The sequence below is a fragment of the Mycolicibacterium novocastrense genome, assembly GCF_001499835.1.
GTDB classification, from domain to species: Bacteria; Actinomycetota; Actinomycetes; order Mycobacteriales; family Mycobacteriaceae; genus Mycobacterium; species Mycobacterium novocastrense.
This window is the reverse complement of record NZ_LQIH01000001.1, coordinates 234,910-257,357: the sequence shown is the minus strand read 5'-3', so window position 1 is coordinate 257,357 and position 22,448 is coordinate 234,910. Positions and strand designations below refer to the sequence as shown.

The window sequence follows — 22,448 nt, the reverse complement described above, 5'->3', positions numbered from 1 at the left end:
GGCCGCTACTCGCACTTTTCCTGCTGGAATGCTCGCGCAGAAACAGGGGCTACTTCGGCGGTGGTTTGGGGACGGCGACGTTGAACCCGCCGATGATCTTCTCGATGTCGGGCGCCTCCTCGGCGGCCTTCTGGGCGTAACCCGTCACCGTGAACTGGACGAGATAGCGCTGCTTGGCGGGCGGTGCGCCGGTCGCGATCACGATGCGGTTGTAGCTGTGCATCCGGGTGCCGTTGAGGTCGTAGCTGCCCTCGATCATCGCCGACGGGAAACCCTTGAAATCGTCCATCGACGCGTTGAGGCGCTTGAAGTTCTGCGACATCTCGGCGTCGACATAGCCGTGCTTGATCGCCTCGCGCGGATCGAAGTCACCGGTCAACTTCATCACCACCAGCATCGCGATCGGGTACGTCTCGCCCTTGGCGATCACCCTGGTTCCGGGCGCGAAGTTGGTGTTGAAGTACGGCTCCCACCCGGCCGGTGTCGGATACGAGACCGTCAGATCGGTGAGCTTCTCGGGGAACACCGGATCGCCGGTCACACCGGCCTGCTCCAGGAAAGCCGCGATGGGCACCGGCTTGTCATCCGGCGCGGCGGCGGTCGACGTCGGCGACGGCGACGTCGACCACACCGACTGGTAGTCGGGCGGTTCGGTGCCGCAACCGGACACAACGGCGATGCCGACGACCGTCACCGCAGCGGCAAGAACTTGAAAGCCTCGACGGCTCACAGAATCTCGCGTACCGCGTCGATCGGTCGGGCCAGCCGGGTGCCCTTCGGCGTGACGACGAACGGCCGCTCGATCAGGATCGGGTTGGCGGCCATCGCGTCGAGGAGCTCGTCGTCGGAGGCGTCGGCCAACCCCAGTTCGCGGTACAACGCCTCCTTCTTACGTACGGCGGTGCGCACGTCGATACCGGCGTCGGAGATCATCTTCTCCAGCTCGGCGCGACTCGGCGGCGTCTTGAGATACTGCACCACCGTCGGCTCGATCCCGTTCTCCCGCAACAAGTCCAACGTCTTCCGCGAGGTCGAGCACTTGGGGTTGTGGTAGATGACGTTGTCGGACATCTATGCCGACCCGTCGAAGAGGCTGGTGACTGAGCCGTTGTCGAACACCGCGCGGATCGTGTTCGCCAGCAGCGGGGCGATCGACAGCACGGTCAACTGCGGGAACTGTTTGTCCTCGCCGATCGGCAGCGTGTTGGTGACGATCACCTCGCAGGCGCCCGAATCGGCCAACCGCTCGCGGGCCGGATCCGACAGCACGCCGTGCGTCGCGGCGATGATCACATCGCCCGCACCGTCGGCCTTGAGCAGCTTGACCGCACCGGCGATGGTGCCGCCGGTGTCGATCATGTCGTCGGTCAACACACAGGTTTTGCCCCGTACGTCGCCGACGACGCGGTTGGACACCACCTCATTGGGTTTGAGCGGGTCGCGCGTCTTGTGGATGAACGCCAGCGGAACGCCACCGAGGGAGTCCGCCCACTTCTCGGCGACGCGCACCCGACCGGAATCGGGCGAGACGACCACCATGTCGTGATGGGAGTAGTGCTCGGCGATGTACCCGGTGAGCAGCTTCTGCGCCCGCATGTGGTCGACGGGTCCGTCGAAGAAGCCCTGGATCTGGTCGGTGTGCAGGTCGACGGTGACGATCCGGTCGGCACCCGCGGTCTTGAGCAGGTCGGCGACCAACCGCGCCGAGATCGGTTCACGGCCGCGGTGCTTCTTGTCCTGCCGTGCGTACGGATAGAACGGAAGGATCGCGGTGATCCGCTTGGCGCTGCCGCGCTTGAGCGCGTCGATCATGATCAGCTGTTCCATCAGGTGCTGGTTCAGCGGCGCGGGATGGCTCTGCAGCACGAAGGCGTCGCAGCCGCGGACGGATTCGTCGAATCGGACGAAGATCTCGCCGTTGGCGAAGTCCCGCGCGGTCTGCGCCGTCACGGGTACGTCGAGTTCCTTGGCGACCTGTTCAGCGAGTTCGGGGTGCGCCCGACCCGAGAACAACATCAAATTTTTTCGATTGTCGGTCCACTCGGTGCCCACAGTGCGCCTTCAAGGTCGGGGATCGATACCGGGTAATCCTACGTAGCTTGACGCGTCGGGCGTGTCCGGGTGGCCAGATCGCTGACTGCCGGTCACCGCGATTCCGTGTCATCGGTAGCCGACCCGTCCTCGTCGGCCGATGCCTGCTGCGCGGCCCGCGCCGCCGCCGACCCCGGCCGTTTGCGCGTCACCCAGCCCTCGATGTTGCGCTGCGGGCCCGCCGACACGGCCAGCGCACCCGGCGGCACGTCGTCGCGCACGACGGTCCCCGCCCCGGTGTAGGCGCCGTCGCCGACGGTGACCGGGGCGACGAACATCGTGTCCGACCCGGTCCGGACGTGTGAGCCGATCGTCGTGCGGCTCTTGGTCTCGCCGTCGTAGTTGACGAAAACGCTGGACGCCCCGATGTTGCTGTGCTCGCCGATGTCGGCGTCGCCGACGTATGTCAGATGCGGCACCTTGGTGCCGGTGCCGATGGTCGAGTTCTTGGTCTCGACGAACGCGCCGAGCTTGCCGTCGGCGCCCAGCACGGTGCCCGGCCGCAGGTAGGTGAACGGTCCGACCGTCGCGCCGTCCCCGATCACCGAGGAGCTGGCGTGCGTACGGCACACCGTCGCGCCGTCACCCACCGTGACGTCGGCCAAGGTTGTGTCGGGCCCGACCTCGCACCGCCCGCCGATGCGGGTGCCTTCGAGCAGTTGGGTGCCCGGCTTGACGACGGTGTCGCGGCCGATGGTCACGTCGACGTCGATCCACGTCGTGGCGGGATCGACCACGGTGACCCCGGCCCGCTGGTGCGTGGCCACGATGCGGCGGTTCAGCTCGGTGCCCAGCTCGGCCAGCTGCACGCGATCGTTGACCCCGGCCACCAGCATCGAGTCGTCGACATGCTTGGCCCGCACGACGAGCCCGTCGGAGCGCACGATCGAGACGACGTCGGTCAGATACTGCTCCTGCTGGGCGTTGTCGGAGCTCAACCGGCCCAGCGCGGACCGCAGCGCGGTGGCGTCGAACGCGTACACCCCGGCGTTGACCTCAGTGATCGCGCGCTGTTCGGGGCTGGCGTCGGCCTGTTCGACGATGCCCATCACTTCGCCGTCCTGGGTGCGCAGGATCCGGCCGTAACCGGTCGGGTCGGGCAGCGTGGTGGTCAGCACGGTCGCCGCGGTCGGCCGCGTGTTGTGCGTGCTGATCAGCTCGGCCAGCGTGTCGGCGTCGAGGAGCGGCACATCGCCCGAAGTGACCACCACCGTGCCGGCGAAGTCGGGCGGCAGCGCCGTCAAACCGCACTGCACGGCGTGTCCGGTGCCCAGCTGCTGCTCTTGGGTCGCGGTCACGATCGGGCGCCCGAGCTCGGTGGCCAGCCGCTCGACCTCGGGCCTCACCCGGTCCCGGTCCTTGCCGACCACGACGACCAGATGCGCAGGCGCCGCCTTGCCCACCGCGTGCAGGGCGTGCGCGAGCATGCTGCGCCCCGCCAGCGTGTGCAGCACTTTGGGGGTGTCGGACCGCATCCGGGTGCCGGCGCCGGCCGCGAGCACGACCACCGCGGTTTCAGGGGCTGCCGTCATCCGGTCTCCTGCCTATCGGATGTGCGGTTTCATACGCGACACGCCGGTCACGCCGTATGTAAGCGCACTATCGCGGCCAAATCGCTCCGTCGCCAGGACTCGAACCTGAACTATCTGAACCAAAATCAGAGGTGCTGCCGATTACACCACGACGGATGGAACAACTCGTGATGCTAGTCCAATCGCCGGACCCCTCTTCGTTTGTTCCCCGCGGCCGCCGCCTCGCCGCGTGATCGCCGCCCCACCCCAACATCTGCATCTAACCTGGTAACCGTGGCAGCACCCGATAAGGAGGTCAGGGCACCGCGGGCGCGGATGACGGGCGCCGAGCGGCGCCACCAGCTCATCGAGGTCGCGCGCAAACTCTTCGCCGAGCGCGGCTACGAGGGCACCTCGATCGAGGAGATCGCCCAGCGCGCGAACGTCTCCAAGCCCGTCGTCTACGAGCACTTCGGCGGTAAGGAGGGCCTGTACGCGGTGGTCGTCGACCGCGAGATGTCGGCGTTGCTCGACGGGATCACCTCGTCGCTGACCCGGATGACCAACAACCGCTCGCGGCTGCGCATCGAACGCGTCGCACTCGCCCTGCTGACCTACGTCGACGAGCGCACCGACGGCTTCCGCATCCTGATCCGCGACTCCCCGGCGTCGATCACCTCGGGCAGCACATATTCGACACTGCTCAACGAGGCCGTCAACCAGGTGTCCTCGATCCTGGCCGGCGACTTCTCGCGCCGCGGACTGGACCCTGAGATGGCGCCGCTCTACGCGCAGGCGTTGGTCGGCTCGGTGTCGATGACTGCGCAGTGGTGGCTCGATGTGCGTGAGCCCAAGAAGGAGGTCGTCGCCGCGCATCTGGTCAACCTGTGCTGGAACGGGCTGATGCATCTGGAGAACGATCCGCCGTTGCTCGACGAGTGACGTAGATCTCGTCACGGGATCGGTGCAAACCCTCGCCGCGGCAAGCGTTTCGGCGCGCGCATACGATGGAAGGCATCATGACCGCATCGGGGACCCTGTCCGTCCCAACCCCGATCGCCGGGCTTGTCGAACTGGCCCTACGAGATCCCTCCCTAAGCGAGATCTCGCGCCGTGCCGCCGACAAGCCCGCCGATCTGGCCATCGTCGGCCCGGCCGCCGCCCGGGTGTTCGTCGCGTCGGCGATCGCGCACGCCTGTCCGCTGGTCGTCGTGACCGCCACCGGGCGGGAGGCCGACGATCTGACCGCCGAACTGCGTGGCGTGTTCGGTGAAACCGTGGCGATGTTCCCCTCCTGGGAGACGCTGCCCCACGAACGGCTGTCCCCGGGTGTCGACACCGTCGGCGCGCGGCTCATGTTGTTGCGCAGGCTGACCCACCCCGACGACGCGCGTCTCGGACCGCCGCTGCAAGTGGTCGTGACCACCGTGCGGTCGCTGCTGCAACCGATGGTGCCCGACGTTGCCGACGTCGAACCGGTGACCCTGAGCGTGGGCGTCGAAGCGGAATTCGACAGCCTGATCGGGCGACTCGTCGAACTCGCGTACACCCGCGTGGACATGGTCGGCAAGCGCGGTGAGTTCGCGGTGCGCGGCGGCATTCTGGACCTGTTCCCGCCGACGTACGAGCATCCGGTGCGCATCGAGTTCTGGGGCGACGAGGTGTCCGAGATGCGGATGTTCGCGGTGGCCGACCAGCGGTCGATCCCCGAGATCGACGTCGACACCGTCATCGCTGTGCCGTGCCGTGAGGTCCTGCTGACCGACGACGTCCGCGAGCGCGCCGTCGAACTCGCGCGCGAGCACCCCGTTCAGGAGAACACGCTGCCCGGCACCGTGCCCGACATGCTGGCCAAGCTCGCCGAGGGCATCCCGGTCGACGGCATGGAGGCCCTGCTTCCGCTGTTGCGTCCCGACGCGCTGTCCACCCTGTCGGATCTGCTGCCCGCGGGCATGCCGCTGTTGATCTGTGATCCGGAGAAGGTGCGCACCCGGGCCGCCGACCTGATCAAGACCGGCCGCGAGTTCCTGGAGGCGTCCTGGTCCACGGCGGCCGTGGGCGGCGACGCACCGATCGACCTGGAGTCGCTGGGCGCGTCGGGATTCGTCGAACTCGACGACGCCCGCGCCGCGGCCCGCGAGGGCGGGCATCCCTGGTGGACGCTGAGCCAGTTGTCCGACGAGGCCGCGCTGGAGATCGACATCCGCCCGGCGCCGTCGGCCCGCGGACAACAGAGCAATGTCACCGAGATCTTCGCGATGCTGCGTGCGCACGTCCTCACCGGTGGCCATGCTGCCGTCGTCACGCCCGGCACCGGAACGGCTCACCGCGTCGTCGAGCAGTTACGCGAAGCAGACACGGCCGCAGTCTGTTTGGAGCCGGGCGAGGGTCTGAAGGACGGAATCGTCAACGTGCTCAAGGGACCGCTGCACGACGGTGTGGTGATTCCGGGCGCGAACCTGGTGATCATCACGGAGACGGACCTCACCGGCAACCGCGCCGCCGCGACCGAAGGCAAACGGCTGGCCGCCAAGCGCCGCAACGTCGTTGACCCGCTGGCCCTGTCCGCCGGTGATCTGGTGGTGCACGATCAGCACGGCATCGGACGGTTCGTCGAGATGACCGAACGCGTCGTCGGCGGCGCGCGTCGCGAGTATCTGGTGCTGGAGTACGCATCGTCCAAACGGGGCGGGGGCACCGACAAGCTCTATGTGCCGATGGACTCGCTGGACCAGTTGTCCCGCTACGTCGGCGGGGAGTCGCCGACACTGTCCCGGCTGGGCGGCAGCGACTGGACGAACACAAAGACCAAGGCGCGCGGCGCAGTTCGCGAGATCGCCGCCGAACTGGTGTCGCTGTACGCCAAGCGGCAGGCGTCGCCCGGGCACGCGTTCGGTCCCGACAGCCCGTGGCAGGCCGAGATGGAGGACGCGTTCGGCTTCACCGAGACCGTCGATCAGTTGACCGCCATCACCGAGGTCAAGGCCGACATGGAGAAGCCCGTCCCGATGGACCGGGTGATCTGTGGTGACGTCGGCTACGGCAAGACCGAGATCGCGGTGCGGGCCGCGTTCAAGGCGGTGCAGGACGGTAAGCAGGTCGCGGTGCTGGTGCCGACGACGCTGCTGGCCGACCAGCATCTGCAGACCTTCTCCGAACGGATGGCCGGGTTCCCCGTCACCGTCAAAGGCCTGTCGCGCTTCACCGATCCGGCCGAGTCGCGCGCGGTGCTCGAGGGCATGAAGGACGGCAGCGTCGACATCGTGATCGGGACGCACCGGCTGCTGCAGACCGGCGTCACCTGGAAAGACCTCGGCCTCATCGTGGTCGACGAGGAACAACGCTTCGGCGTCGAGCACAAAGAACACATCAAGTCCATGCGCACCCACGTCGACGTGCTGACCATGAGCGCCACCCCGATTCCGCGCACGCTGGAGATGAGCCTGGCCGGCATCCGGGAGATGTCGACGATCCTCACCCCGCCCGAGGAGCGCTACCCGGTCCTGACGTATGTCGGACCCCACGACGACAAGCAGATCGCCGCGGCGCTGCGCCGCGAACTGTTACGCGACGGGCAGGCGTTCTACATCCACAACCGGGTCAGGACCATCGATCAGGCGGCCGCGCGCGTGGCGGCGCTGGTGCCCGAGGCGCGCGTGGTCGTCGCGCACGGTCAGATGCCCGAGGAACAGCTCGAGCGCACGGTCGAGGGGTTCTGGAACCGCGAATACGACATCCTGGTCTGCACGACGATCGTCGAGACCGGCCTGGACATCTCCAACGCCAATACGTTGATCGTCGAGCGCGCCGACACTTTCGGCCTGTCGCAGCTGCATCAGCTCAGGGGCCGGGTCGGACGCAGCCGCGAACGGGGTTACGCGTATTTCCTGTATCCGCCCGAGGTTCCGCTCACCGAGACCGCCTATGACCGGCTGGCCACCATCGCGCAGAACAACGAACTGGGCGCGGGCATGGCCGTGGCCATGAAGGACTTGGAGATTCGTGGCGCGGGTAATGTGCTGGGAGCCGAACAGTCCGGACACGTCGCCGGTGTGGGCTTCGACCTCTACGTGCGCCTGGTCGGCGAGGCGGTCGAGGCCTATCGCGCGGCTGCGGACGGCAAAACCGTTGCCGCACAGGAAGAGCCGAAGGACGTGCGGATCGACCTGCCCGTCGATGCACACCTGCCTCCGGATTACATCGGCAGCGACCGGCTGCGCCTCGAGGGTTACCGCCGGCTGGCCGCAGCCCCCGACCAGAGGGCGGTGGACGCCGTGGTCGAAGAGCTCGTCGACCGCTACGGCCCGCTTCCCGAGCCGGCGCGGCGCCTGGTGGCCGTCGCGCGTCTGCGGTTGCTGCTGAAGGAGTACGGAGTCACCGAGGTCAGCTCGGTGTCCGAGTCGACGGTGCGGCTCTCGCCGCTGCAGCTGATGGACTCGCAACAACTGCGGCTCAAGCGGATGTATCCGAGCGCCGGCTACCGCGCGACCACGTCGACGGTGCAGGTGCCCATACCCCGTGCCGGCAACGGTATCGGCGCACCGCGCATCCGCGACCTCGAGCTGGTGCAGATGGTCGCCGACCTGATCCTGGCGTTGGACGGGAAACCACAGGGCAGTGTCGACATCATTTCGGACTCGATTTCTGCGAACTAGCGCCAGGTCAAAGCGTCTGTACAGCTGTTCAGCCGTCGGTCGGACCGGGATCCGCTGTTAACGCACCGTCGCGCCGACCCGACATACACGTCGGGGGGTCAAGGTGTTGCTTGCCCATTGAACCGAGGGAGTCGTCCAAACCGAGGGCGTCGATCACCTATGACAGGTGATTTAAGCAATTTCCTAAACCGAACATCACACGATGCCATCGAGGAATCGGTGCGTGTCGCGATGACGCAAGGCGAAGGAGTTTTCGATGGACTTCAAGAAATTGGCAGTGACCACCACGATGACCGGTGCACTCGGACTCGGCGCGCTCGGTTCGAGCGCAGGTATCGCACAGGCCCAGCCGGACCTGCCGCAGCCGCCTCCGATCCCGGTGCCCGAGGTCCACATCCCCGATGTGAACGTTCCGGGTGTGAACGTGCCGGATGTGAACGTTCCGGGTGTGAATGTGCCGGATGTGAACGTTCCGGGCGTGAACGTTCCCGATGTGAACGTTCCGAACGTCGACGTCCCCGACGTCGACGTGCCGCGGGTGAACGTGCCCGATGTGGACCTGCCGCGGGTGAACGCGCCCGATGTGGACCTGCCCGAGGTGCAGTTCCCCGAGGTGGACAACTACTTCAAGCTGCCGAACGGGCACATCCCGCCGGGTCAGCTGAAGAACTCGCCGTTCATCAACGGGGTTCCGAACCCCTTCTACGGAATCCCTCCCGGCCAGCTGAAGAAGCTGCCGGAGGTGAACGGGATCGTCAACCCGTTCTTCGATGAGAAGCCGGGTCACTGGGTGATCCCGGATGACCTGATCGAGCCGGCGTCCTGAGCCACGCAGTAAGGGACACGATGGCCGTCCTGCCGCCAGGCAGGGCGGCCATCGCCGGTCCGGGTGCCGAGAGAGGCGGCCAGGGTTCACCGGCTACGGCGTCCACCGAGGTGTTGGTATAACCGAGGTCAGCGGTTCCGACAAAGCGCGTGAGGGGGTGTAGCCCGATGACCGTTGTCTTGGTCGACCCCCGGCGCCCGTCCTTGATCCCGATCGACGCGATCGATCTGTTGTCCGGCGACGTCCAGTACACCGAGGAGATGCCGATCAAGGTGCCCTGGTCGTTGCCCGCCGCGCGGCCCGCCTACGACGGTGAGGATGCGCCGGTGCTGCTGTCCTCGGATCCGCAACATCCCGCGGTCAAAGCCCGGTTGGCCGCCGGTGACAGGCTGATCTCGGCGCCCGAGGCCGCCCCCGGAGAACGTCTGGTCGACGCCGTGGCGATGATGGACAAGCTGCGCACCTCCGGGCCGTGGGAGAGCGAACAGACGCACGACTCGCTGCGCCGCTACCTGCTCGAGGAAACCTACGAGGTGTTCGACGCCGTGCACAGCGGTGACGCCGACGCGCTGCGCGATGAACTCGGAGACGTGTTGCTGCAGGTGCTTTTTCACGCCCGCATCGCCGAAGACGCACCGCAGAATTCGTTCGGTATCGATGACGTCGCCGACGCACTGGTACGTAAGTTGGGCAACCGCGTACCCGCGGTACTCGCCGGGGAGCCGATCTCGCTGGACGATCAACTCGCCCAGTGGGAGGAGCGCAAGGCGCTGGAGAAGAAGGCGAAGCGGGCGCATTCCACGATGGACGACGTGCCCACCGCTCAGCCCGCTTTGGCCCTGGCGCAGAAGGTGATTGAGCGCGTCAGCGCGGCGGGGATGCCCGCCGACCTGATCCCCGGCGCCGTCACGTCGGTGACGGTGGCCGTGGGCAGCGATGCCGAGAACGCTTTGCGTTCGGCGGTTTTGGAGTTCATGGATACGGTGCGACGGGTGGAACGGGCGATCGCCGTCGATCGTCGCGGGGACGAAGTGCCCGAGGAACTCGACGACACGCCGCTGGGCACCGTGACCGAAGACGAGTGGCGCGCGCACTGGCCGTCCGCCGGCGCAGACGAAACGGACGGCGAGGACGATGCGATGGAACTTGACGAGACCGATGACGACGCCGACGAAACCAACGAGGCAGCGGTGGCCGATGAGGCTGCTGAGGCCGAAGTTGCCGATTCCGCGTCGTGATCCGGTGAAAATTTTGTGCATCCGAATCGCTCCCCACGCTGAGCCGCGACGTCCCGAACACGTGGGACCATGGGCAGCGACCGAAGTTGGTTGAGGGAGTTTGGTGTCGCCGGTGCGTTGGCTGCGTGCTGTCGCCGTTCTAGGAGCGACGGCGCTGCTCTTGGCTTCTAGCTGCTCGTGGCAGCTCGGGACGCCCATCCCTGAGGGCGTTCCGCCGCCACCGGGCGATCCGGTGCCCGCAATCGACACCTACGCCAAGGGCCGCCCGGCCGATCAACTTCACGAATGGGCCGCCGAACGCGCGCCCAAGCTGGGGATCCCGGTCGCCGCGCTGGAGGCGTACGCCTATGCCGCCCGGGTGGCCGAGGTGGAGAACCCCGACTGCAAGCTGGCCTGGACGACCCTGGCCGGGATCGGGCAGGTGGAAAGCCATCACGGGACCTACCGCGGCGCGGCGATCGGAGCGAACGGGGACGTCGAACCACCCATCCGGGGTGTCTGGCTCGACGGCACCAACGGCAACCTCGAGATCTTCGACGACTCCGCAATCAGCCATGACGGTGACTCCAAACACGCCCGCGCGATGGGCCCGATGCAGTTCATCCCCGAGACGTGGGGGCACTACGGCGTCGATGCCAACAACGACGGCGAGGTCAGCGCCGACAACATGGACGACGCCGCACTCTCCGCCGCGGGCTATCTGTGCTGGACCGGTAAGGATCTGGCCACGCCGCGCGGATGGATGAACGCGCTGCGTGCCTACAACCATTCCGACCAGTACGCCAGAACGGTGCGCGACTGGGCGACCGCCTACGCCAACGGGCACCCCCTCTAGACACGCCTGCCGAACTGGGAGGCTCTAGGCTCGTCGGTTGACGCGGAAACATCGCCCCCACCACCGAGGACACCAAGGAGACGCCAGTGCCCACTATCGATCAGGTCGGAGCCCGAGAGATCCTCGACTCCCGGGGAAACCCGACGGTCGAGGTTGAGGTTCTGCTGGGCGACGGGTCGTTCGCCCGCGCCGCCGTACCGTCGGGCGCCTCGACGGGCGAACACGAAGCGGTGGAACTCCGCGACGGCGGCTCACGCTACGGCGGTAAGGGCGTGGAGAAGGCGGTCGAGGCGGTGCTCGACGAGATCGCCCCGGCCATCATCGGCCTGCAGGCCGACGACCAGCGCCTCGTCGACCAGGCGCTGCTCGATCTCGACGGCACGCCCGACAAGTCGCGGCTCGGCGCCAACGCGATTCTGGGCGCCTCGTTGGCTGTGGCCAGGGCCGCGGCCCAGGCGGCCGATCTCGATCTGTTCCGGTACCTCGGTGGCCCGAACGCCCACATCCTCCCGGTGCCGATGATGAACATCCTCAACGGCGGCGCACACGCCGACACCGGTGTCGACGTGCAGGAGTTCATGGTCGCCCCGATCGGCGCGGCGTCGTTCAAGGAGGCGCTGCGCTGGGGCGCCGAGGTCTACCACTCGCTGAAGGCGGTGCTCAAGGCGCAGGGCCTGGCGACCGGGCTCGGCGATGAAGGCGGATTCGCCCCCGACGTCGCGGGCACCACGGCCGCACTCGACCTGATCCTGTCGGCCATCGAGTCCGCCGGGTTCAAGGCGGGCTCGGATATCGCGCTCGCGCTCGACGTCGCGGCGACCGAGTTCCACTCCGACGGGCAGGGCTACAAGTTCGAGAACGAGGTGCGCACCGCCGAACAGATGGGCACCTTCTACGCGGGTCTGCTCGACACGTATCCGTTGGTGTCGATCGAGGATCCGCTGTCGGAGGACGACTGGGACGGCTGGGTCGCGCTGACGTCGGCCATCGGGGACCGCGTGCAGCTCGTCGGCGACGACCTGTTCGTCACCAACCCGGAGCGACTCGAAGACGGCATCCAAAGGGGCGCCGCCAACGCGCTTTTGGTGAAGGTGAACCAGATCGGCACGCTGACCGAGACGCTCGACGCGGTGGCGCTCGCCCACAACAGCGGCTACCGCACGATGATGAGCCATCGCAGCGGCGAGACCGAGGACACCACGATCGCCGATCTCTCTGTTGCGGTGGGCAGCGGCCAGATCAAGACCGGTGCACCCGCCCGCAGTGAGCGCGTCGCCAAGTACAACCAGCTGCTGCGCATCGAAGAGAACCTCGGCGACGCCGCCCGCTACGCCGGCGACCTCGCCTTCCCGCGGTTCGCCATGGAAACCAGATAGCCCGGTAACGGCCCGTGCCCGAAGCGAAACGGCCCGACCCCAAGCGCCGGTCACCGACCTCCCGACCCGCAAAGTCGGGCAAGGCCGGTGGTGCCGGGAAGGGCCGTCCGCGAATCGCGGCACGCCGCGAGGCCCGCGCCACCGAATCGCGGCCGGCGACGGACGCGCCGACAGAGGCTCAGACCAAATCTGCAGAAACCGGCGTCATCATCCGCCGTGCCACAGAATCGGCCGAGCAACAATCCGAGCAGCGGTTCGGATCCGCAGCGCGGCGCGCGGCGATCCTCGCGGCGGTGGTGTGCGTGCTGACGCTGACGATCGCCGGGCCGGTCCGCACCTATTTCGCGCAGCGCACCGAGATGAAGCAACTCAAAGCCACCGAACAGCAGTTGCGGGCCCAGATCGCCGATCTCGAACAGCAGAAGGTGAAGCTGGCCGATCCGGTGTTCATCGCCGCGCAGGCCCGTGAGCGGCTCGGTTTCGTGATGCCGGGCGAGATCCCGTACCAGGTGCAGCTGCCTCCCGGCGCGGTGGTGCCGGGCACACCCGATCAGGAACCGGAGGCCGTCAACCGCGGCCAGCCCTGGTACACGGCGTTGTGGCACACGATCGCCGATGAGCCACATGGGATCACCCCCGGCCCCGTGCCCGGGGTGCCTCCGCCCGCACCCGATGTGCCGCCGGCCCCACCCGCTCCCGGTGGTTGACCCCGCGGATCTCGACGCCGTCGCGCGCCAGCTCGGGCGCACGCCGCGCGGTGTCCTGGAGATCGCGTACCGATGCCCCAACGGTGAGCCCGGTGTCGTCAAGACCGCGCCGAAACTTCCTGACGGCACGCCGTTTCCGACGTTGTACTACCTCACCCATCCCGTGTTGACCGCCGCCGCGAGCAGGCTGGAATCGTCGGGCATGATGCGGGAGATGACCGAGCGGCTGCGCAACGACGCGGACCTGGCGCGGGCGTACCAGAAGGCGCACGAGTCCTATCTCGCCGAGCGCGACGCCATCGAACCCCTCGGGACGACGTTCTCCGGCGGCGGCATGCCGGATCGGGTCAAGTGCCTGCACGTGCTAATCGCCCACTCGTTGGCGAAGGGGCCGGGCACCAATCCGTTCGGCGACGAGGCGCTGGCGGCACTGGCCGACGATCCCGCGATGGAAGGCATTCTCGATCCGGAAGGGTGGGCCCATGAGTAGGGTCGGCGCCATTGACTGCGGTACCAACTCGATCCGTCTGCTGATCGCCGACCGGGTCGCCGGCCCCGCCGGCCGAAAGCTGGCCGATGTGCACCGCGAGATGCGCATCGTCCGGCTGGGCCAAGGTGTCGACGCCACAGGGCAATTCGCGCCGGAGGCGCTCTCGCGTACGGAGTCGGCCCTGGCCGACTATGCCGACCTGATGCGTCACCACGGCGTCGACAAGGTCCGGATGGTGGCGACCTCGGCGACCAGGGATGCCGCGAACCGTGACGTGTTCTTCGCGATGACGGCCGAGGTGCTGGGGACCGTCGTGCCCGGTGCCGTCGCCGAGGTGATCACCGGCGCCGAGGAGGCCGCGTTGTCGTTCAACGGCGCGGTCGGCGAACTGGACGCGGCCGCAGCGCCTTTCGTGATTGTCGACTTGGGCGGCGGGTCGACCGAAGTGGTGCTCGGCAGCGACGAGATGACCGCCGGCTATTCGGCCGACATCGGGTGCGTCCGGCTCACCGAACGCTGCCTGCACTCCGATCCGCCTACCGCAGAGGAGATCGCCGCGGCGCGTGATGCGGTGCGGGAAGGGCTGCTCGAGGCGTTCCGGGCGGTGCCCGTCGAACAGGCCCGCACCTGGGTCGGCGTGGCGGGCACCATGACGACGCTGTCGGCGCTGGCGCACAAGATGCCGGTCTACGACTCGGATGCCATTCACCTGTCCCGTGTTCCGTTCGCCGAATTGCTGAGCGTGTGCGAGGGGCTGATCGCGATGCCGCGAGCCCAACGCGCACAGCTCGGGCCGATGCACGAGGGCCGCGTCGACGTCATCGGCGGCGGGGCGATCATCGTCGAGGAACTGGCCGACGCGTTGCGGCAGCGCGCGGGTATCGAGGAGTTGGTCGTCAGCGAGCACGACATCCTCGACGGCATCGCGCTGTCGATCGCCGGCTGAGCGTCGACCTCGTCCCCTCGCATCGGGGACCTTCGTCACTAGCCGCGGGCCCTGCTTTCCGGCCACTGTGGAGTACAGGAACACCGACACAGGAGCAGCCGCCATGAACGCTCACTTCCCCGACCGGGACACCGTGCGAACCGCGCTGTCGCTGGCCACCAGGGCACCGTCCATCCACAACTCGCAGCCGTGGCGGTGGCGGGTCGGCGACGAAAGTTTGCACCTGTACGCGGATCTGGACCGTCGGCTGCCCAACACCGACCCGGACAGCCGCGACCTGCACCTCAGTTGCGGGATCGCCCTGCACCACGCCGTCGTCGCGCTGGCCGCGCTCGGCTGGAGCGCCCGGGTCCACCGGTTCCCCAACCCGGCAGAACCACAACACCTGGCCGCCATCGAGCTGAGCCCGCAAGCCGCAAGCGAGCTCGACATCGTTCTGGCGGCGGCGATCCCGAGGCGCCGCACCGACCGGCGGCTCTACACCTCGTGGTGCGTCCCCGAGGCCGACATCGCCCTGATGGGTGCGAGGGCGGCGCGTTACGGCGTCATGCTCAGGGAAGTCGCACAGTTGCCCAAGCTGCAACACGTTGTGGCACAAGCAGTCCAGCAGCACGCCGCGAACGACGCGTACCTGCGCGAGCTCACCGCGTGGAGCGGACGGCACGCGTCGGTGGCCGGTGTGCCGGCCAGGAACACCCCACCCTCGGATCCCCACGCCGCGATGCCCGCGAGGTACTTCGCCGGACCCGCCCTGGCCCAGCCACCCGACGCGTCACCGGAGGACGACTCGGCGACGGTGCTGGCGCTGGGAACCAAGGAGGACACCCCGTTGGCGCGGCTGCGCGCCGGTGAGGCGTGCAGCCTCGTCCTGCTGACGGCGACCGCGCTGGGCTTGGCGAGTTGTCCGGTGACCGAACCGCTGGAGATCGCCGAGACGCGAGAAGCCGTGCGGGAGGACGTTTTCGGTGATTACGGCTATCCCCAGATGCTGTTGCGCGTCGGCTGGGCGCCGGTGAACGCTGATCCGCTGCCGTCCACGCCGCGGCGCGCACTGGCCGATGTGGTGGAGTGGCTGGACTAATCCTGCTGGCGGTCCAGCTTGGACACGAACACCGCCGCCTGCGTCCGGCGCTCCATACCGAGTTTCGCGAGCAGCCGCGACACATAGTTCTTGACGGTCTTCTCCGCCAGGAACATTCGTGCGGCGATCTGCCTGTTGGTCAGCCCTTCGCCGAGCAACCCGAGCAGCGTGCGTTCCTGGTCGGTCAACCCGGACAGGGGATCCTTGCGGTCCGCCGAGCCGCGCAACTTGGCCATCAGCGCGGCCGCGGCGCGGTTGTCGAGAAGTGATCTGCCGGCGCCGACGTCCTTGATCGCCTGCGCGAGCTCCATGCCCTTGATGTCCTTGATGACGAACCCGCTGGCGCCCGCCAGGATCGCATCGAGCATGGCCTCGTCGGAGGTGTATGAGGTCAACATCAGGCAGCGCAGATCCGGCAGATCGGACAACAGGTCACGGCAGAGTTCGATTCCGTTGCCGTCGGGAAGCCGAACATCGAGGACGGCGACATCGGGCCGGACCGCGGGAATCCTGACCATCGCCTCGGCGACAGACCCTGCCTCACCGACCACCTCGAGCTCCGGGTCCGATCCGAGTAGGTCGACCAGTCCGCGACGGACGACTTCATGGTCGTCGACCAGGAAGACCGTGACCATGTGAGCCCTTCCGATCAGCGCCTCAGCGGCGAATCTCCATCACTTCCCGCACCGACCGTCTCGGTGTCGGTGCCGGCATGTCTTCGATCGTCGGCACTTTACCCACTCGAATCAAGGCCTGGGGGACCGCGTCGCGGCCGGTCAGCCGGCGGATGACGTCGCGACCGGCCTGCACTTCGGTCAGATGGGTCATCGTGCAGGTCGCCATCCCGGCTGCCGTCAGGTCGAGCAACACCCTCGACAGCGCCTGACCGCAGAGCAAGGCGTCCTCGCGGGTATCCGCGGGTGTCGACAGCACCACGACGTCCGCCTCGTCGAGCACAGTCGCGCCCCGCCGGTCGAGATGACCACTGGGCCGGAAGCTCCGGTTGACGCCGACGCGCCGCCGTTCGGACTCCGACACCAGCGCGCTGGGCGGAATGCCTTCGGACAACCGGAAAGGCGCTGTCCACCACTGCAATTCGCCATGGTAGCGATCATCGTGCGAACGCAGTGACTCGGTGAGCCGCGACGCCTCGGCCAGCTCGGGATGCGCTGCGGCCCGCAGCGTGTCGACGAAGGTGCCCTCGGGTCCGTTCGACAACACGATGTCGAGTATCTCGTCGGGCGCACGGAACGGCAGACGGTCAGTGCGGCGGGTCAGGATGGCATCTGCGCGGACCCGCGTGCTGGGTGTGACGGGCGCGGAGGCACAGACGTGAACCGACGCGAGATGGTCGGGTCTGTCCGGGTCGGGGAACGTCTCGACCGAGGTGTTCCAGCCGGCCGCCGCCATCGCGACACGGAAGTGGTCGAGCGCCGCGCCGCAGGCGATCAGGGCCTCGCGGCCCGAGCTGTCGGCCGAGCGGATCACCCGGGAGCGGTCGGCATGAAGTTCGATCGTGGTTCTGCCGATCACCCATCGCCACGGTTGGCTGTTGTGCAACGACGGGGCCCGGCAGGCCAATTCGACCGCGTTGACGACGACTCCGATGTCGATCGTCGTGGGCATGGCCGGCTTCTCGGCCTCAAGACGTGACGGCATCATGGTCGGTGCTCCGGTACTGCGGGAGGCCGCGTTCACGAAACCGGCGACCGGTCATCTTCTCGGTGCGGATCCGCACGAAGTGATCCCGACGACCATCGACCCACGGCTGGATGAATGTCCCTGCCAACTCGACCAATTCGTCGACGTCGATGATCGGTTCGGCATGTCCGACGACGGTGACGCTCCAACCGATCCGCAGGTCCGCGTCGAGTTCGTCGGCCTGAAAGGCCACGACCTGGTTGTCGGTGGCGGCAGCCAGTTTCGGTCCGCCGGCGACCCGGATCACCACATCGTCGTGCCAGAGCCGGAAGTTGACCGGCTGCACCGCGGGTAGCGCGTCCTCGGTGAACACGAGCCGGCCTACCCGCACCCCCTGCAGCAGGTCCAGGCATTGCCTGCGGTTGAGGGTTTCCAGTTCTTGACCTTTGGTCATCGTCATCAGCCTCCTTGGACCAAAGCGAGGGTGCCGACGGGGGTGCAACGCCAGTGACCGTTGCTCAGGTCGGCCAGTCGGGCGACGGCGCGTTCGATGCCTTCGGCGAGTTCGTTGACGTCGGGTGCGGCGTCGTAGTCACCGATGATGCCGAACGCCAGGTGGTCGGCGTAGCTCAGGATCGCGATGCCGGTTCGCAGTCGAAGCGCGAGCGGCGGAATCGGCAGCAACCGAATGACTTCGCGCCCTTTGAGCCGCAACCGCTTGCGGGGGCCCGGCACATTCGTCGCCAGCGTCACGATGCCGCGCTGGGGCAGCCGGGTCAGCGCACGAACCGCCCACGCCGTCAGCGGGAACGGGATCGCGTTGGCCGCGGCGAGCAACAGGTTTCCGGCCTCGCGCTGTCCGCTGGCCTTGGATCTGCCCAGCCGCGCGTGCACGGTTTGCAGCTGCTGGATCGGGTCGTCCTTCTCGACGGGAAGGTAGGGCAGCATTACGGAGACGCGGTTGTCGGGTTCGCCGGACGCGTCGGCGGACCGCACCGACACCGGCACCAGGGTGCGCAGCGACGTGCGTCCGGGCTTCTCGCCGCGACGCAGCAGGATGGTCCGGAAGCTGTCGGTGATCGCCGCCAGCGCAACGTCGTTGACCGTGACGTCGAACCGCTCACAGATGTGGTGTACGTCGGGCAGCGAGACTTCGACGGAGGCGTAGCGGCGCAAATCGGTCACGGGACCGGTCAGCGACGACGGGGAAGCCGGCCGCAGCAGCCCGCCGGCGATCTCGACGGCACCGTGCAGCGCCTGGGTCGCGGTGGTGGTCACCTCGCGAGACGTCCGCCACGCAGACGCCATCCAATCGACCGGGTTGAGCGAAAGGGCGGGCAGCCGCCAGGGATTCGGCTTCGGCTGCGCACCGCTGAGCGCCGCCGCGAACGTCTCGGTGCCGTGACCGTCGCACAGATGCGCGAGCAGATGCGTCGCCGCGACCCCGTCGGCGATGCAGTGATGGATCTTCATCAGCATCGCCCACCGGTTGTGCGCCAGACCGTCGACAACCCAGCACTCCCACAGCGGCCGGTCACGGTCCAGGCGCCGCTCCATCACTTCGGCGGCCCAGCGGAACAGGGCCGTGTCGTCGCCGGGGCGGGGCAGAGCCGCCCGGCGGATGTGGTGGGCGATGTCGACCCCCGCGTCGTCGACCCACTCCGGCGCGCCGAGGTCGAGTGGATGGGTGCGCAGGATCTGCCGGAAGCGCGGTACGGCCATCACGCGTTCGGCCAGATCGGCGGCCAGTGAATCGAAGTCGGGCATCGGCCCGGCGAGCACCGCGACGGCGCCGATCGCAAGGCTCACGTGAGGGTCGGAGTCTTCGGCGTGCAGGAATCCCGCGTCCAGTGTGGTGAGCTGCTCCATACCCCTACTGTCGGCGACCGGCGGATGCGGCAGTAGGGCCTTAGGTCCCTACTTCGCCCGTGGTCAGCGCGGCGGCATCGCCGCGACCAGGGGTGCATCCGCGCCGACCCGGCCGAGCTTGGCGGCACCGCCCGGTGAACCCAGGGGCGCGTCGCGGCCCCGCAGGATTTCGGTGAAGAACGCGGCGTTGTCGGCGAGGTGGCCGCGCTCGTCGTCGGGTAGATCCGTCTCGAAGTAGATCGCGCCCTCTTCGCACGCCAGCTTGCACGCGCCGCAGTCCACACATTCGTCGGGATTGATGTACAGCGATCGCGCGCCCTCGTAGATGCAGTCGACCGGGCATTCCGGGACACAGGACTTGTGCATCACGTCCACGCACGCACTGCTGATCACGTAGGTCATGGCCGCAGTGTAGGAACGGCCACGCGTCGCCGTCGCGGGTCGAAGGCCGGTAGCTTCGAGGACCAAAGTCCCTGGCGCGGTGGGCCCGAATGGCTCCGCAGGCAGGTCGGTGGAGGGATACTCAACCACTGTGGCGGCTGAACGGGCCGAGGCTGCTCGACCGTCTGGATACCGGACGACCCGGATGGAAGCGTTCAGCGATGGTGTGTTCGCCATCGCGATCACCCTGTTGGTCCTCGAGATCGGTGTGCCCGACGGTTCCGAAGATGACCTGCTGGCTGCCGTGGTGCGCCAGTGGCCGTCGTATCTGACGTATCTTGTGAGCTTCTCGACGATCGGCGCGGTGTGGCTCGAACACACGGTGATCACCGAATTCCTCGACCGCGCCACCCCCGCGCTCATCCGGCTCAACCTGCTGCTGTTGATGCTGGTCTCATTCCTGCCGTTCCCCACTCGGCTGTTGGGGGACTACATCGCCGAGAGTGATGCCCAACGTGTCGCGGTGACCGTTTACGGCATCAACCTGCTCTTGGTGTCGGTGGTGGTTTCGTTGATGTGGCGTTATGCCGTGTGGCAACGCTTGATCAGGGCCGGCGTGGCCGACGCGGATGTCAGACTCATCAGCAAGAGGCTCACTCCGGGCCTGGCCGGCTACGCCGTGTTCATTGCGGCGGGGCTGTTCGCCCCGGTCATCGCCGTCTTCGGCTACCTGATGATCGCCGTGTACTTCATCGTGCCCTTCGCTGCGCTGCGGGCTGCCGGACGAGCGCGCTGACCGGTGGAGTCGAGCGTTGGCACGAGCTCGACGGACATTCGAGCTCGTGCCACGGTCGGCGTTTAGCTCATCGCGCGGCCCGGGTGTGCAACGGTGCGTCATACACCGAGGCCAGCCGGCCGAGTGTCAACGCGCCCAGCAGCAGGCCGAAGTCGCGCAACGCCACGTCGTAGAACCCGGAGTAGGTCACCAGGTTGACGATGATGCCCGCGAGCCAGAGGGCGACGACGTACGCGGCGTATCGCGGTTTCACCGCGACCGCGATTCCGGCCACGATCTCGACCACGCCGACGATCAACATCGTCTGGTGTGCGGTGAACGGGCTGAGGTCGGCGATCCACGGTGCGAGGTAACCCTCCCAGTCGGTCAGCACGTTGGTGAACTTGTCGAGGCCCATCACGATCGGCAGCACCGTGAACCCGATCCTCAGGATCAGGTAGGCCGCGTAGACGGGATCGGTGCGGGCGCGCAGCAGCGGGCTCGCCGGGTGGTCGACCGAAGAATTCGAGGTGGTCATGATGACGTTCCTTTCTAGAAATAAACTTTATGTCTTTTAGAGCACACCCATTGGCGAGTTTTGTCAAGAGTTTTTAGTGATAGAATTTCGGGGTGGCTGCGCAGTTCACCGACCCCGCCTCCGTGGCGGCACTGACCAGCCTGGACGATCCGATTCGCCGTCGGCTCTACGAGTTCGTCGTGGAGCGTGACGAGCCGGTCTCCAGGGAGGCGGCCGCAGCGGCGGTCGGGATCGGTCGCACCCTGGCCGCCTATCACTTGGACAAACTCGCCGACGGTGGCCTGCTGGCCGTCAGCTATCAGCGGCCGGCCGGTCGTGGCGGCCCCGGCGCCGGGCGCCCGGCCAAGCTCTACACCAGGACCGCGGACGAGATCGTCGTCAGCATCCCGCCGCGCGACTATCTGTTGCTCGCCCGGTTGCTGGTCTCCTCGATCGAGCAGGACGCCGGGGGAGCGGTGCGATCGGCCCTGGGCGCGGCCGCCCGCGAAACCGGACGGCGGGCCGCGATCGACGCCGAGGGTGACATGGTGGCCGCGTTGCGCGACTGCGGATATCTACCTCAGTCGGATGCCGAGGGCGGTATCACCCTGCGCAACTGCCCGTTTCACTCGGTGGCGAAGGACCATTTGGAGGTCGTCTGCGGTCTCAACCTGCAGCTGGTCGAGGGTGTGATCGACGGCAGTTCAGCGCCCGGCGCGCGTGCGGAGCTCAGCCCTCGGCAGGGCCGATGCTGTGTTCTGGTGCACGGCGCCTGATTCACCAACCGCGGCGATGCGGGCGCGATCCGACCAGCTCGCCCGTGTCGACGACGTCGCGGCTGCGGTAGACGATGTAGGGCCGGAACAGGTAGCCGATGGGCGCGCTGAACACGTGCACCAGCCGCGTGAACGGCCACAGACAGAACAGCACCAGGGCGATGATGACGTGGATGTGGAACCACAGCGGCGCCTGGGCCATCAGGTCACCGCGCGGTTGCAGGATCCAGATTGACCGGAACCACGGCGACACCGTCTGCCGGTAGTCGTGCTCGGCGCCGACGGGGGTCGCGCCGATCAGCGTGCACGCGAGGCCTGCGACGATGGCCATCACCAGGACCAGGTACATCACTTTGTCGTTGGCGGTCGTGGCGAGGAAGACCGGCCCCGTGGTGCGACGGCGGAAGACCAGCAACGCGATACCCGTCAGCGTGGTGACGCCGGCGATCGCACCGAGCACCATCGCCTGGATGTGGTACGCGTGATCGCTGAGTCCGATTGCGTCGGTCCATGATTCGGGAATCACCAGCCCGATGATGTGTCCGACGATCACGACCAGGATGCCGAAGTGGAACATCGGGCTGCCGATGCGCAGCAGCCGTGATTCGTACAGCTGCGACGAGCGGGTGGTCCAGCCGAACTTGTCGTAGCGGTACCGCCACCAGATGCCGACCGCCACGATCGCCAGCGTCACGTACGGCACCACGTCCCAGAAGATCTCCCAGCCCGACAT

General features: G+C 67.5%; 23 protein-coding genes and 1 tRNA gene. 12 read left to right on the top strand and 12 right to left on the bottom strand.

Annotation, left to right across the window (positions count from 1 at the left end):
• Positions 1 to 49: 49 nt before the first annotated feature.
• The 5 genes from AU072_RS01300 to AU072_RS01280 all read right to left on the bottom strand — a co-directional run bounded on the left by AU072_RS01300 (position 50) and on the right by AU072_RS01280 (position 3,779).
• On the bottom strand, positions 50 to 730 hold the full coding sequence (locus tag AU072_RS01300; RefSeq protein WP_082680889.1) for an LpqN/LpqT family lipoprotein: 681 nt from the start codon (positions 728 to 730) through the stop codon (positions 50 to 52).
• Positions 727 to 1,071, bottom strand: coding sequence for an arsenate reductase (glutaredoxin) (gene arsC, locus AU072_RS01295; protein ID WP_064412049.1), 345 nt, complete (start codon positions 1,069 to 1,071; stop codon positions 727 to 729). Before arsC ends, AU072_RS01300 begins: the two co-directional genes overlap by 4 nt.
• Positions 1,072 to 2,052: a ribose-phosphate diphosphokinase gene (locus AU072_RS01290; RefSeq protein WP_064412048.1), complete on the bottom strand. Its 981-nt coding sequence runs from the start codon at positions 2,050 to 2,052 to the stop codon at positions 1,072 to 1,074.
• A gap of 92 nt (positions 2,053 to 2,144) precedes the next feature.
• Positions 2,145 to 3,623 (bottom strand): bifunctional UDP-N-acetylglucosamine diphosphorylase/glucosamine-1-phosphate N-acetyltransferase GlmU, encoded by a 1,479-nt coding sequence (gene glmU / locus AU072_RS01285; RefSeq protein WP_064412047.1) that lies wholly within the window; start codon positions 3,621 to 3,623, stop codon positions 2,145 to 2,147.
• 84 nt (positions 3,624 to 3,707) lie between these two features.
• Positions 3,708 to 3,779, bottom strand: a tRNA-Gln gene (locus AU072_RS01280).
• A 159-nt stretch (positions 3,780 to 3,938) separates the two neighbouring features.
• Here AU072_RS01280 and AU072_RS01275 point away from each other — a divergent pair.
• The 10 genes from AU072_RS01275 (at position 3,939) to AU072_RS01230 (ending at position 15,756) form a co-directional block, all read left to right on the top strand.
• Positions 3,939 to 4,544, top strand: a complete 606-nt coding sequence (locus tag AU072_RS01275; RefSeq protein ID WP_064350709.1) for a TetR/AcrR family transcriptional regulator — start codon at positions 3,939 to 3,941, stop codon at positions 4,542 to 4,544.
• 77 nt (positions 4,545 to 4,621) lie between these two features.
• Positions 4,622 to 8,257, top strand: a complete 3,636-nt coding sequence (gene mfd / locus AU072_RS01270) for a transcription-repair coupling factor (protein WP_064412315.1) — start codon at positions 4,622 to 4,624, stop codon at positions 8,255 to 8,257.
• A gap of 256 nt (positions 8,258 to 8,513) precedes the next feature.
• Positions 8,514 to 9,083: a hypothetical protein gene (locus AU072_RS01265; RefSeq protein WP_064412046.1), complete on the top strand. Its 570-nt coding sequence runs from the start codon at positions 8,514 to 8,516 to the stop codon at positions 9,081 to 9,083.
• A 167-nt stretch (positions 9,084 to 9,250) separates the two neighbouring features.
• Entirely contained in the window at positions 9,251 to 10,321 is a 1,071-nt protein-coding gene (locus tag AU072_RS01260; RefSeq protein WP_064412045.1) for a nucleoside triphosphate pyrophosphohydrolase, read from the top strand.
• 103 nt (positions 10,322 to 10,424) lie between these two features.
• A complete protein-coding gene (locus AU072_RS01255; RefSeq protein WP_064350552.1) occupies positions 10,425 to 11,156 on the top strand; it encodes a lytic transglycosylase domain-containing protein in 732 nt (243 codons plus the stop codon).
• Positions 11,157 to 11,242: 86 nt separating this feature from the next.
• The gene (gene eno / locus AU072_RS01250; RefSeq protein WP_064412044.1) at positions 11,243 to 12,532 is read left to right on the top strand and encodes a phosphopyruvate hydratase; all 1,290 of its coding nucleotides are present in this window, start codon (positions 11,243 to 11,245) and stop codon (positions 12,530 to 12,532) included.
• Positions 12,533 to 12,546: 14 nt separating this feature from the next.
• Positions 12,547 to 13,239 carry an FtsB family cell division protein gene (locus AU072_RS01245; protein WP_064412043.1) on the top strand — a complete coding sequence of 231 codons (693 nt, stop codon included), beginning with the start codon at positions 12,547 to 12,549 and terminating at the stop codon, positions 13,237 to 13,239.
• On the top strand, positions 13,232 to 13,729 hold the full coding sequence (locus AU072_RS01240) for a DUF501 domain-containing protein (RefSeq protein WP_064412042.1): 498 nt from the start codon (positions 13,232 to 13,234) through the stop codon (positions 13,727 to 13,729). Before AU072_RS01245 ends, AU072_RS01240 begins: the two co-directional genes overlap by 8 nt.
• Positions 13,722 to 14,675, top strand: a complete 954-nt coding sequence (locus AU072_RS01235) for a Ppx/GppA phosphatase family protein (RefSeq protein ID WP_064412041.1) — start codon at positions 13,722 to 13,724, stop codon at positions 14,673 to 14,675. The genes AU072_RS01240 and AU072_RS01235 overlap by 8 nt, the downstream gene beginning before the upstream one ends.
• A gap of 103 nt (positions 14,676 to 14,778) precedes the next feature.
• Positions 14,779 to 15,756 (top strand): Acg family FMN-binding oxidoreductase, encoded by a 978-nt coding sequence (locus AU072_RS01230; RefSeq protein WP_064412040.1) that lies wholly within the window; start codon positions 14,779 to 14,781, stop codon positions 15,754 to 15,756.
• Here the strand turns inward: AU072_RS01230 and dosR are convergent.
• From dosR to fdxA, 5 genes are all read right to left on the bottom strand, one after another.
• Positions 15,753 to 16,391, bottom strand: coding sequence for a hypoxia response regulator transcription factor DosR/DevR (gene dosR / locus AU072_RS01225; protein ID WP_064412039.1), 639 nt, complete (start codon positions 16,389 to 16,391; stop codon positions 15,753 to 15,755). The genes AU072_RS01230 and dosR overlap by 4 nt on opposite strands.
• A gap of 22 nt (positions 16,392 to 16,413) precedes the next feature.
• Positions 16,414 to 17,382, bottom strand: a complete 969-nt coding sequence (locus AU072_RS01220; RefSeq protein ID WP_064412314.1) for an Acg family FMN-binding oxidoreductase — start codon at positions 17,380 to 17,382, stop codon at positions 16,414 to 16,416.
• 16 nt (positions 17,383 to 17,398) lie between these two features.
• Positions 17,399 to 17,851, bottom strand: coding sequence for a pyridoxamine 5'-phosphate oxidase family protein (locus AU072_RS01215; protein ID WP_064412313.1), 453 nt, complete (start codon positions 17,849 to 17,851; stop codon positions 17,399 to 17,401).
• 5 nt (positions 17,852 to 17,856) lie between these two features.
• The gene (locus tag AU072_RS01210) at positions 17,857 to 19,266 is read right to left on the bottom strand and encodes a WS/DGAT/MGAT family O-acyltransferase (protein WP_064412038.1); all 1,410 of its coding nucleotides are present in this window, start codon (positions 19,264 to 19,266) and stop codon (positions 17,857 to 17,859) included.
• 63 nt (positions 19,267 to 19,329) lie between these two features.
• Positions 19,330 to 19,668: a ferredoxin gene (gene fdxA, locus AU072_RS01205; protein ID WP_064412037.1), complete on the bottom strand. Its 339-nt coding sequence runs from the start codon at positions 19,666 to 19,668 to the stop codon at positions 19,330 to 19,332.
• Positions 19,669 to 19,798: 130 nt separating this feature from the next.
• On the opposite strand from fdxA, the gene AU072_RS01200 reads away from it, so the two are divergent.
• The gene (locus AU072_RS01200) at positions 19,799 to 20,443 is read left to right on the top strand and encodes a TMEM175 family protein (protein ID WP_133147252.1); all 645 of its coding nucleotides are present in this window, start codon (positions 19,799 to 19,801) and stop codon (positions 20,441 to 20,443) included.
• Between the two features lie 67 nt (positions 20,444 to 20,510).
• Here the strand turns inward: AU072_RS01200 and AU072_RS01195 are convergent, their stop codons facing one another.
• Complete coding sequence (locus AU072_RS01195) at positions 20,511 to 20,960, bottom strand: DoxX family protein (protein WP_064412035.1); 450 nt, start codon at positions 20,958 to 20,960, stop codon at positions 20,511 to 20,513.
• A 92-nt stretch (positions 20,961 to 21,052) separates the two neighbouring features.
• Here AU072_RS01195 and AU072_RS01190 point away from each other — a divergent pair, with 92 nt between their 5' ends.
• Complete coding sequence (locus AU072_RS01190) at positions 21,053 to 21,715, top strand: helix-turn-helix transcriptional regulator (protein WP_064412034.1); 663 nt, start codon at positions 21,053 to 21,055, stop codon at positions 21,713 to 21,715.
• 1 nt (position 21,716) lies between these two features.
• Here AU072_RS01190 and narI read toward each other — a convergent pair whose 3' ends face one another.
• Positions 21,717 to 22,448 carry a respiratory nitrate reductase subunit gamma gene (gene narI / locus AU072_RS01185; protein WP_064412033.1) on the bottom strand — a complete coding sequence of 244 codons (732 nt, stop codon included), beginning with the start codon at positions 22,446 to 22,448 and terminating at the stop codon, positions 21,717 to 21,719.